Here is a 10,047-nt window from a genome sequence, read left to right on the forward strand (position 1 = left end):
TATAATACCTCTATACGAATCGTTATACAACTACTGATACTATACAATGAAACTTAACGGCTAATTGTAATATTCTCCGCAGCGACTCCAATTCCATTTTCTGTTAAGGTAACTGTTCCTGTAACAATTACCTCATCTCCTAATTCTAACCCACAATAACGTTGGCTAAATTCACCTGTTGTTTCATCACAACTAAAATTATCATCTTGGGGATAGAACATTGGTTTTCCCTGAATATACCCATTAACACTTTTTTCTGTAACTTTAATAGTTAAACCATAATCACTATTAATTAACTGTATATCTTCTCCTGATAAATCAATTAATAATGTAGGCGTTTCGGCATTAAATATACTCCAAACTGGCTCGTTATTTTGATTTAATCCTCGAAATACTTCCCCAAGATAAGCGGCAAACTTATTAATTAATGGTGTGTTTTGATAGCTAATTATTCCAGAAAACCGAACTTTGATTCCAGGTGAAATTGTTTCTAATTCTGATTTACTAGTAATAACTTTTCCTTCACCTGCTTTTGCTCCAACAGTCTTTGTTACTGTCGAAGTCGAAGTTCCTTGAAGAGAGCGACTTGTTGAAGCGCTTGTACCATTCATTAACTTTACACTATATGTTACTTTCCTGACTGGTTGCTGATCAGATGTAGCATCAATTGCCTCCATTGTGTTTCTACTTACATTTATGCTAGAGCTGCTGGAATAGTCCCCTTGTTGTAAGCTATCACGTCCAAGCTTGCTAGCTTCCAAAGCAGCTTTTATAGCTATTACAGCAGCAATAACAGCGATTGCAATAGCAATTATAACCACTAATGTCATTTAACTTAACTCCAATATTTTTATTTGTATTGTATTGCTAGGTTCAACTGATTTTTGTCGATAAATCCACAAAAGCCATCAGTGTTTTTACCTAAAATAAAATTTTTAATAGGAGAAAAAATGCAGTTAGTTTGGAGACACTTTAAAGTTTATGGCTTTTTATACTCGTGGCTAATTTTAGTTGTTTTAATAATTTTACAATACATTGAAAATCCATATATTCCTTCTACAACAATTACTGAACATACTAATTAGTATTATAAGTTAAATAGTTTCAATGAACTAGTAATGATTATTTTTATTAGTGGAATTGAGTTAGGAATTATTTACCAAATTCTTATACTTTGGTCTTCTTCGCGTTTACTATTTTTCATTTTTCGGTTTTTAATTGAGTAAGGTACAGATTCAATTAGTAAATCTCTTGTGGGGTGGGCAATAGGCGCCCGCTCTTTCCTGAATTTCTAGGGTAAACCGTACCTACCATTTATCAATAAGACTTTACAATAATTAACAGTGTGTATTAAGAAATGTAAGAGGCTCTTCATGGCAGACCAATTAATCCGCGCGACAGCGGCAGATGGGGGGATTAGGGCAGTAGGTGCTATTACTACACGTTTAACTGATGAAGCGCGCAGGCGCCACAAGTTATCTCCAGAAGCGACGGCAGCATTAGGTCGGTCGATGACTGCCGGGTTATTGATGGCTTCGAGCATGAAACGAACAGGGTCGCGCGTGAATTTGAGAATTAGAGGTGATGGTCCTTTAGGTGGTTTACTAGTAGATGCTGGTTTAGATGGTACGGTGCGCGGGTACGTAAATAACCCGTTTGTCGAATTGCCACCTAACGAGAAAGGAAAATTGGATGTTGGTGGTGCCATTGGTAAAGGTTTTCTTTATGTTGTGCGCGATATCGGATTTGGCTTTCCTTATTCCAGTACTGTAGAACTAGTATCGGGAGAAATTGGCGAAGATGTAGCTCATTATCTGGTAACTTCAGAGCAAACCCCTTCCGGATTAATGGTAGGTGTGTTTGTAGAATCGAGTGGAGTTACAGCATCAGGAGGATTGCTAGTCCAAGTCTTGCCCAAAGCCGCACGTGATGAAGCTCTTGTAGAAACTTTAGAGTCGCGAATGATGGCGTTAAGAGAGTTTACACCATTGTTACAAGCAGGTAAAACTTTGCCCGAAATCTTTCAAGAGTTGTTGGGAGATATGGGACTGTTTATTTTTCCTGAAACGCAAATGCTTCGCTTCCACTGCGGTTGTTCGTTTGAACGGGTGCTAGGCGCCTTGAAATTATTTGGGGAACCGGAACTCCAAGACATGATTGTTAAAGATAATGGCGCCGAGGTTAAGTGTGAGTTTTGTGGCACAGTGTACCAAGCAAGTAGTGACGACTTGGCGGGGGTAATTAATAACTTACAAGCCGAATCATCTGCTTCCTAATGGTATAAAACAGGACTGTAAAAAATATAGCTTCATGATATCTGTGGAGATATTGATGATGCAGGAGCTAGCTTTTTCTCAACGAGAAAGTTACTATGGCAACAACGCAAATTTCGTTCTCAAACGAATCGCTATCAAAATTACTCATGGTGTGAGCAATGACGACAGAACGGGATATTCCAGAAAGTTGGTCACGGACCACAGGAAACGAGTCAGAAAATATGACCCAATTATCCCGACAACGGCAACCGTCTGACAATAAAGCGTCTGGTGTCCCAGGTACAAATTCAACGTCAAAGACAGTGAAACAGCAACAAGCGGGCAAATCCGAAAAAATGGCGCCATCAAGTCAGTCGCACGAAAGTGAAACTGCACTCTCTGGAGAGTGGAAATTGCCACGTTGGACAAAAAGTTGGGTGCTGTGGACTGGTTTGTTGGCCTTTGTACCAGGAACTATAGCTATTATGTCTACGGCTATACTGTTGAAACTGCCTGCTGCGCCCAATTGTCCATCAATTTTTTGGCCTCTTGCGAGTGCGTCGGTACGATTACACTGCGCTCAAGTAGCTGCTTCTAAGGACACAGTGAATGATTTGCTGCAAGCTATTGACCTTGTAAAGCAACTGCCATCCAACCACCCATTACGCGCGGAAGTAGACCGTTTCCTTGAGGATTGGTCGCGCGATATTTTACGTTTAGCTGATGCAAGTTTCCATGCAGGAAAGCTGGACGAAGCTATCACAACTGCGAACCGCATTCCTGATGATATGCCGGCACACAAAATTGTTAAAGACAAAATCGAGCAATGGCGTTTGGTTTGGTCGAAAGGCGAAGAAATTTATAAACAAGCCGAAGAGGAAATGCGGAACGCGCGGTGGCATAATGCTTTCATGGATGCTTCTGGCTTGCTGCGTGTGAATAATAAATTTTGGCAAACTACCAAGTATCAGCAGCTAAATGGTTTAATCACAAAAACTCGTGAAGATGGTGATAAGTTAGCAAAAGCTGAAGGTTTGGCTAAAAACGGCGGTCTTGAGGATTTGACGAAAGCAATTAAGATTGCTGAGTCAATAACTGCTGATAGCTACATTTACCAGAAAGCGCAGGAAGCAATTCCGGTATTTGGGCGCCAAATGCTTGATATTGCCCAGAAAAAGCTTGATAATCGTGATGCTGATGCCGCGATTTCTATAGCCCAGCGCATTCCAACAAACGCTGATCTACAAACAGATACTGAAGACTTTATCGCAATTGCCGAAGCACTGCGTAATGCCTGGATTGGCACTACATCCGGCCTAGAAGCAGCAATTGCTCAAGCCCAACAAATCGTTCCGTCGCGTCCTGTATATCAAAAAGCACAGGAGCTAATTGCTCGTTGGCAGCTAGAAATACAAGACGTAGCACGTTTAGATAAAGCGCGGACACTGGCTACACAGGGAACGGTAGCTGATTTAACAGCGGCTATTACTGAGGCACAGTTAGTACCCGTAAATAACCCACGTTCGAGAGAAGCTCGTAGAGAAATAAATCGTTGGGTTGGGCAAGTTCAAACCATTGAAGACCGTCCATTTTTAGACCGTGCTGAACAGTTAGCGCTGGTGCAAGATGCAGGCTCATTACAGGCAGCGATAACTGAAGCAGGTCAAATTCGTCGCGGAAGGGCATTATATCCTGAAGCTCGTAAACGAATTGCCGAATGGACAGCAATAATACAGCGCGCTCAAGACCAACCTTACTTAGACCGCGCGCGTGAATTAGCAAGCAGTGGCGATTTATCTGGAGCAATTCAAACAGCCAACCAAATTACAGGTAATAGGGCGCTATCGGGTGAAGCTGAAGCCGCTATTAGTGACTGGCAAGGACAAGTTAACGCGCGTCAAAACTGGAGGCAAGCGAGGGAAGTAGCCGTACAAGGAACACCCGAAGCGCTAGCTCAAGCAATTCGCTTGGCAAACAAAGTTCCTGACAGTAGTTTATTACGTAACGACGTTAACCCAGCTATTGACCAGTGGAGTCAGCAAATATTAGATATTGCTCGCACCCAGAGCGAATCTGATCTCGGACGAGCGATAGAAACAGCGCGCCTAATTCCACGTAATACCGCCGCATATAGTTCTGCGCGTGAGCAAATTCGCAACTGGCGTGCATATCTCAACCCAGAGCCGGCGCCACAACCCGAACAATCACCAGATAACACCACCACTACAACCACAACTACAACTAGTCAGTAAAAATTCAATTTTAACTTTATTTTACAAACATAAGGGTATGGCATTTGCTATGCCCTTTATTGTTATACTCGGTGGGTGGTAAGATTCCCCAAATTTAAAAACTTGTGGTTATGACTACAACTACTGGCATTGTCAAATCTATTAGCCAAATGCATTTTGCCCCCGGTAGTGTCGTCACTATCCCAGATGTAACTTGGCAGGAATTTGAAACGATTTTACAGGAATTAGGGCAAAAGCGCGCGTCACGAGTCGCTTATTTCCAGGGTACTTTAGAGATTATGGTTCCTCTACCAGAACATGAAATACCAAGAGATTTTATTTCTGATATCGTCAAAACTTTATTGAGAGCTAAAGGTATTCGATATCAACCTTTTGGTTCAACTACCTTTAAAAACCAAGGTGCTGCTGGAGTAGAACCAGATGCCTGTTTTTACATCCAAAACTATCAAACTATGATTGGTCGTCGGCGCCTCGAACCAAATGACCCTCCACCAGATTTGGCTATTGAAAGTGATGTTACTTCGCGAACAACTATTGAGGCTTACGAAGCTGTTGGTGTACCAGAAGTTTGGATATATGATAGTGGAAAACTAACTATTCATTTGCTACAAGGTAAAAAATATATAGAGTCTGAAACTAGCCCAACGTTTCCAGAAATACCTATAACTGAGCTTATTCCTCAACTTGTGGAGAGAAATTGGCAGGTTGGAAGCCTTCAGGCACTAGAAGAATTTGAAGCAATGCTCTCTAATTACAAATCTTAATATAAATTGTAACAAAACGAGAAATTATGGTGCCTACGATAATTAAATTTTAAGTATTGTTCTGAAATTAAATACCCAGTATCTTATAGTGTATTATCTACACCAACCTACTTTTTCTTGAAAATTATGAAAAAGTTCATACCGTTTGTTTTGGGTGCGACATTAGTATTAAATACAGTTGCTTGTAGTTCAAAAAACACAACCACAAGCGACTCAACGAGTACAAATACTAAACTTGCCTCAAATACTGCAAAGAATTCTCAAGCTATTGTTGCAAGTGGTACAACATTCGATACAAATCTTCAACAAGACATTTCTACAGGCAAAAACCGTGAAAACGATACTTTTCTTCTGAAAGTCAAAAGTAACAATGCTATTCTTAAAGACAGTAAGGTTGAAGGGCATGTAGAAAATGTTGTCAAAGCTGCTAAAGGTAAAAAAGCTAAATTAAATTTAGTTTTTGATGCTATTGTCTTGAAAAATGGCGATAAATTACCTATTAACGCCGCTTTAGTTAACACTCAAATCGAAACCAAAACTAAGGGTAAATTTCTACAAAACGTTGGAATTATCTTAGGAGGTGCCGCTGCTGGTCATTTTATTGGTAATAAAACTAACTTCAAACACGGTACTCTAGCTGGAGGTGCCGCTGCAACAGCTTACGTACTATCTAGTCCAGGTGGAGAAGTTGTTCTTAAAAAAGGAACAGGCGTAAAACTGAAACTTAATGCACCACTTAATGATGGTTAAGTAAGGTGCGTGACGCTAGTGGACTGTAATGTTATTAGTGTACATGTTATGGCGTCACGCACCCTACGATTCTAAAACCTCTCGGCAATAAAAATTTACTAAGTTTTCTAATTTATCTTGTGGGCAACATTCAATCAATGCTTCAAATACCTCAACAAGTTTGGCAGCATCTTCTCCCAAAGTTGGACTTAAACTCCAAATATCTTCTATCCACTCCTGTGGACGGTCAGTGTCGAAGATAAGACGTTCAAGTACTTTTTTTGCTTCAGTTTTTGAAATTGACATAAAGTTATTTGCTGTTATTGTTTGCTAAATTTGTATATTATGCTTTTACTGCAAACCATTGATTACTTGTTAGGTTCAATAAAAATACTTCTTGATTATCTTCGTAGACATTATTGTAATTTTCGTTATTAGTATCTATTCCTGTATCTGTATCAAAAGTAATAATTTTACCTTTTTCTATTTTTAAACAGTTTTTTTCTTTGATATATTCGGTATTGTGTTCATAAATCCAACCAGGGTTTTCTCCTTTGGTATGTATCTTTTTTATTTCAAAGGTTTCACAATCAAGTAAGAACACGCGCGTTTCACCAAGAACTCGGTCTTGTTGATACCCTAAACGTCCAATAATATATATATTGTTATCAACGAGCGTTGCCGAATGATAGTGGCAGGGTTGAAAGAAATTCATTGGATAGCCGTAAATATCAACTTCTCCATTTGGATGTTTGACAATTACATCATTGTAAATACAGTAATCAGGGTCATAGTACTCTTCATGCTCACCACCAATATATATGATACGACCATCTGGCAGTGCTGTACTCGACATGCCATGTCTTTGAAAACACCAAATTGGTCCCTCGCGTAGTTTATTTGTACAGCCAAACTCTTCGCGTGCTTCCCAAGCTGAAAAACCAGTTTGAACCATATACAGCCAAAATTCAAAGTTCATGGGATGAGGATTATCATGCCCAAACTTTGGATACTTTTGACGCTGAAACGTTTCGTAACTTACCGTTGTATAGACCATACAGCAATCCTGAAATTACCTTTTCATATAGCTTTCAACCATATAAGCAAAACCTCCGATTTACATGTTTTACCAAAACATCACGAAACCAATCAAGACTCTTTTACTTTAATCCCTAACTCCTAATTTTTGCTCAATTTGTCTAACTACAGTTAACGCAGAGTAGCTAACACCCGCAGTTCCTTCCCCTGGATGTGTTGAGTCACCAACTAGCCATAAACTTGGGATAGGTGTGCGGTTAGCAAAGCCGAAGGGTCCAAATGTGGGTATTCTCTGCCCAATTCCTCCTACTATACCTTGAGAACGCGCGGTGTAGTGGTGGAAGGTGCGAGGTGTAGCTGCTTCGACGTGAACAAGTGTTTCAGGTTTGAGGTAAAAATATTTATTTAGATGCGATATTGCTTGGTCGGTAAACTCTTGTTTTAATCCTTCATAGTCTTCAGTCTTCCACCACCGTTCCACATCGACAAACGACGAAGCTATTATTGTGGCTTTACCAGTAGGCGCCCGTCCATCACTTTCATGACTAACTGAGACGAACAGCGAGTTATTTTCTCCAACCGGGCCGTTTTGATTATATAAAAACTGAAGATGTGGTGGACACTCAGGAGGTACAGCGCTTGCATCTACACCCAAGTAAACTACAAAGGCGCCTGATGGTGACGGTAGTTTCTCCACTCGCTTTTTATAACTACGAGGCGCCTTTGTACCGAGTAATTGCACCAAATTTTGTACGGTAACATTAGCAACTATATAATCTGCGGGTTCTTCCCACATATCGCCCGTTTTCTGATTTTTGACTATAACACTTACAGCTTTACCGTTCTTAACAAGAATATTTTCTACAGTATGGCGCATCAACAACTTTCCACCATCACGTTCTAAAGCTGTTACTAGGCAGTCGCTAAGAACCTGCATACTGCCCTTAAGATGAAATAAACCTTGTGGCGCCTGTGAAACAGATAATGCAGTTGCAGCATAAAGTAAAGCTGTTTCTTCTGCACTAACCTGAGAGTATAACTTGAGTTGCAAATCTAAAAATGTCTGTAATCGCTTGTCATTGCCCAACCCATAAGCTCGTAGTGCATCACCAACGGTAAATAAAGTGTATGGTACAGTAATAAAAGTATTTGGGCGTAAAGCTTGAGTTAGCTGCCATAAATCCCAAACATTACGTGGTGGTAGTACAGGGTCGCGTCCTTGAAATTGCCAGCTTGCTTTAAATAACTCAGCCAATAATCCCCAAAAAGGTTCGCTACCGGGAAATTGCTTGTTACGTTCTTCCTTCCACTTCTTTTGGTCACGCCAAACATTAATAGGTGTGTTTTCCCCAGGTAAAAAGACAGCACATGCTGGGTCGCAATGGGTAGCTTCTGGTATATCAATTCCTAGCTCAGAAAAAATCCGATGGTGAATACCTCCAACTTCCAAACCAGCAACTTGAGTGGCGCCGACATCAAAGGTAAATCCCTTGCGCTTGAACGTCGAAGCGCAACCCCCAGGTACAAGTGCTTGGTCGAAAATTGAAACGTTGTAACCACGATGCGCTAACAACGCACCAGCAGTCAGTCCACCAATTCCGGCGCCGATTACAACTACGCTAGGTTTTGATTTACTCATACATCTACCTTGCCATTTATGCTTTAATTTTTAGATTTTGTAATATATCTACTTATATTGTTACATCTTTTGACTTAAATAAGCCTGATTAGTAAAATTTCTGACACAGAGTCGGGTGGAAACAGCATTAAAATGTGACGAATGTAACAACTAAGTTATTCGTTGTAAAAAAATGTACCCGTGTAGAGACGCGAGAAACATAGCGTCCATCGCGTCTCTACAATGCACGTAAATCGGAGGTTTTCCCGCTCTTAATTTTATAACTCTTAATTTTATAACTCTTAATAAATAGATAAATAATTAGGACTTGCATGAGTAGCACATAAAAACGTAGGGTGCGTGACACGATGAAGGAATTTCAACGTAGTTATAAGACTTGTAGCGTCACGCACCAACTCGTGGTTGTGACATAATTTAGAATTTGAAATCAAATTGTTTATATATGAAAATACGGTGATACAAATATCATAATCAAGCACATGAAAACTCAAAATTTCCATTAGATATGTTAGTTAGGAGGCAATCATGCAAATTAGAGACGAAAATCAAATGGGTAAAGTTTTAACTAACCTAACTGTCGTTTAAATCAGTATAATTTTCTTATAACTATGCTAAAGTAACCCTTATGCTGAACGTTGAGCAAATTGAGTCTGCGATACTTCAACTCCCACCTGATGAGTTCCAAAAACTTCTAAAATGGTTTTCCGACTTAGATTACAAGCGTTGGGATGAACAACTAGAAAAAGATATCGCAGATGGCAAGCTGGAAGCCTTGGCTCAAGAAGCCATTGCAGAATATGATTAGGCCACGAAGATGTAGAGACGTGAAATTTCACGTCTCTACACGTCTGTTTTTATTATTAGTTGTTGTTTTGACTAATAAAATTATATGTTTACCTCTGAAACTTTAACCTCTTCATTTGTTAAAGTCGTCTGATTTTTGTGCGGTCTAATTATTGCATAAACACCTATAACCCAAGCAAGTGCAACCAACCATCCCGCTAAGATATCGCTAGGAAAATGAACTCCTAAGTATAACCGTGTCCAAGCTACTCCTGGCACAAAAGCGGCGCCGAACATAAAAGCGAGTAAACGCCAACGAGTATGCCAAGCTAGAACGATTAAAATTGCTGCAAATGTAAAACTTGCCATTGCATGACCGCTAGGAAATGCAAAGCTCGTTTTGTGATATGTTGACTCCCAAAGGTGAGGACGCAAGCGATGAAAAAATACTTTTGCAGCATGATTAATTGCGGCACTTCCTAAACCTGCCGTTAATAAATAAGCTGACAGGCGCCATCTTCTGCTAAAAACCAATATTAAATTCAGTAAAAGCAAAACTGGTACTAAAGTCTTTGGAGAACCAATTT

At 40.0% G+C, this 10,047-nt stretch carries 10 protein-coding genes; 5 read left to right on the top strand and 5 right to left on the bottom strand.

Going from position 1 to position 10,047, the window contains the following annotated elements; genetic code table 11:
- Nucleotides 1-53: 53 nt before the first annotated feature.
- The gene (locus AC2JBO_RS16760; RefSeq protein ID WP_496954787.1) at nucleotides 54-830 is read right to left on the bottom strand and encodes a hypothetical protein; all 777 of its coding nucleotides are present in this window, start codon (nucleotides 828-830) and stop codon (nucleotides 54-56) included.
- Between the two features lie 543 nt (nucleotides 831-1,373).
- Here AC2JBO_RS16760 and hslO point away from each other — a divergent pair.
- From hslO to AC2JBO_RS16780, 4 genes are all read left to right on the top strand, one after another.
- A complete protein-coding gene (hslO, locus tag AC2JBO_RS16765) occupies nucleotides 1,374-2,276 on the top strand; it encodes an Hsp33 family molecular chaperone HslO (RefSeq protein ID WP_496954788.1) in 903 nt (300 codons plus the stop codon).
- A 158-nt stretch (nucleotides 2,277-2,434) separates the two neighbouring features.
- Nucleotides 2,435-4,507: a chromosome segregation ATPase gene (locus AC2JBO_RS16770; RefSeq protein ID WP_496954789.1), complete on the top strand. Its 2,073-nt coding sequence runs from the start codon at nucleotides 2,435-2,437 to the stop codon at nucleotides 4,505-4,507.
- A 110-nt stretch (nucleotides 4,508-4,617) separates the two neighbouring features.
- On the top strand, nucleotides 4,618-5,271 hold the full coding sequence (locus tag AC2JBO_RS16775) for a Uma2 family endonuclease (RefSeq protein WP_496954790.1): 654 nt from the start codon (nucleotides 4,618-4,620) through the stop codon (nucleotides 5,269-5,271).
- Between the two features lie 126 nt (nucleotides 5,272-5,397).
- The gene (locus tag AC2JBO_RS16780) at nucleotides 5,398-6,021 is read left to right on the top strand and encodes a hypothetical protein (RefSeq protein ID WP_496954791.1); all 624 of its coding nucleotides are present in this window, start codon (nucleotides 5,398-5,400) and stop codon (nucleotides 6,019-6,021) included.
- A gap of 63 nt (nucleotides 6,022-6,084) precedes the next feature.
- On the opposite strand, the gene AC2JBO_RS16785 is transcribed toward AC2JBO_RS16780, so the two are convergent.
- The 3 genes from AC2JBO_RS16785 to crtD form a co-directional block, all read right to left on the bottom strand.
- Nucleotides 6,085-6,306 carry a hypothetical protein gene (locus AC2JBO_RS16785; RefSeq protein ID WP_496954792.1) on the bottom strand — a complete coding sequence of 74 codons (222 nt, stop codon included), beginning with the start codon at nucleotides 6,304-6,306 and terminating at the stop codon, nucleotides 6,085-6,087.
- Nucleotides 6,307-6,343: 37 nt separating this feature from the next.
- The gene (locus tag AC2JBO_RS16790) at nucleotides 6,344-7,057 is read right to left on the bottom strand and encodes a hypothetical protein (protein WP_496954793.1); all 714 of its coding nucleotides are present in this window, start codon (nucleotides 7,055-7,057) and stop codon (nucleotides 6,344-6,346) included.
- 108 nt (nucleotides 7,058-7,165) lie between these two features.
- On the bottom strand, nucleotides 7,166-8,677 hold the full coding sequence (gene crtD, locus AC2JBO_RS16795) for a C-3',4' desaturase CrtD (protein WP_496954794.1): 1,512 nt from the start codon (nucleotides 8,675-8,677) through the stop codon (nucleotides 7,166-7,168).
- A 625-nt stretch (nucleotides 8,678-9,302) separates the two neighbouring features.
- On the opposite strand from crtD, the gene AC2JBO_RS16800 reads away from it, so the two are divergent.
- Entirely contained in the window at nucleotides 9,303-9,482 is a 180-nt protein-coding gene (locus AC2JBO_RS16800) for a hypothetical protein (RefSeq protein ID WP_496954795.1), read from the top strand.
- An 80-nt stretch (nucleotides 9,483-9,562) separates the two neighbouring features.
- On the opposite strand, the gene AC2JBO_RS16805 is transcribed toward AC2JBO_RS16800, so the two are convergent.
- Nucleotides 9,563-10,047 (bottom strand): phosphatase PAP2 family protein (locus AC2JBO_RS16805; protein WP_496954796.1); only part of this gene is annotated, 485 nt, incomplete at its 5' end.

This window comes from Calothrix sp. CBUCES-K 9914, assembly GCF_059640475.1.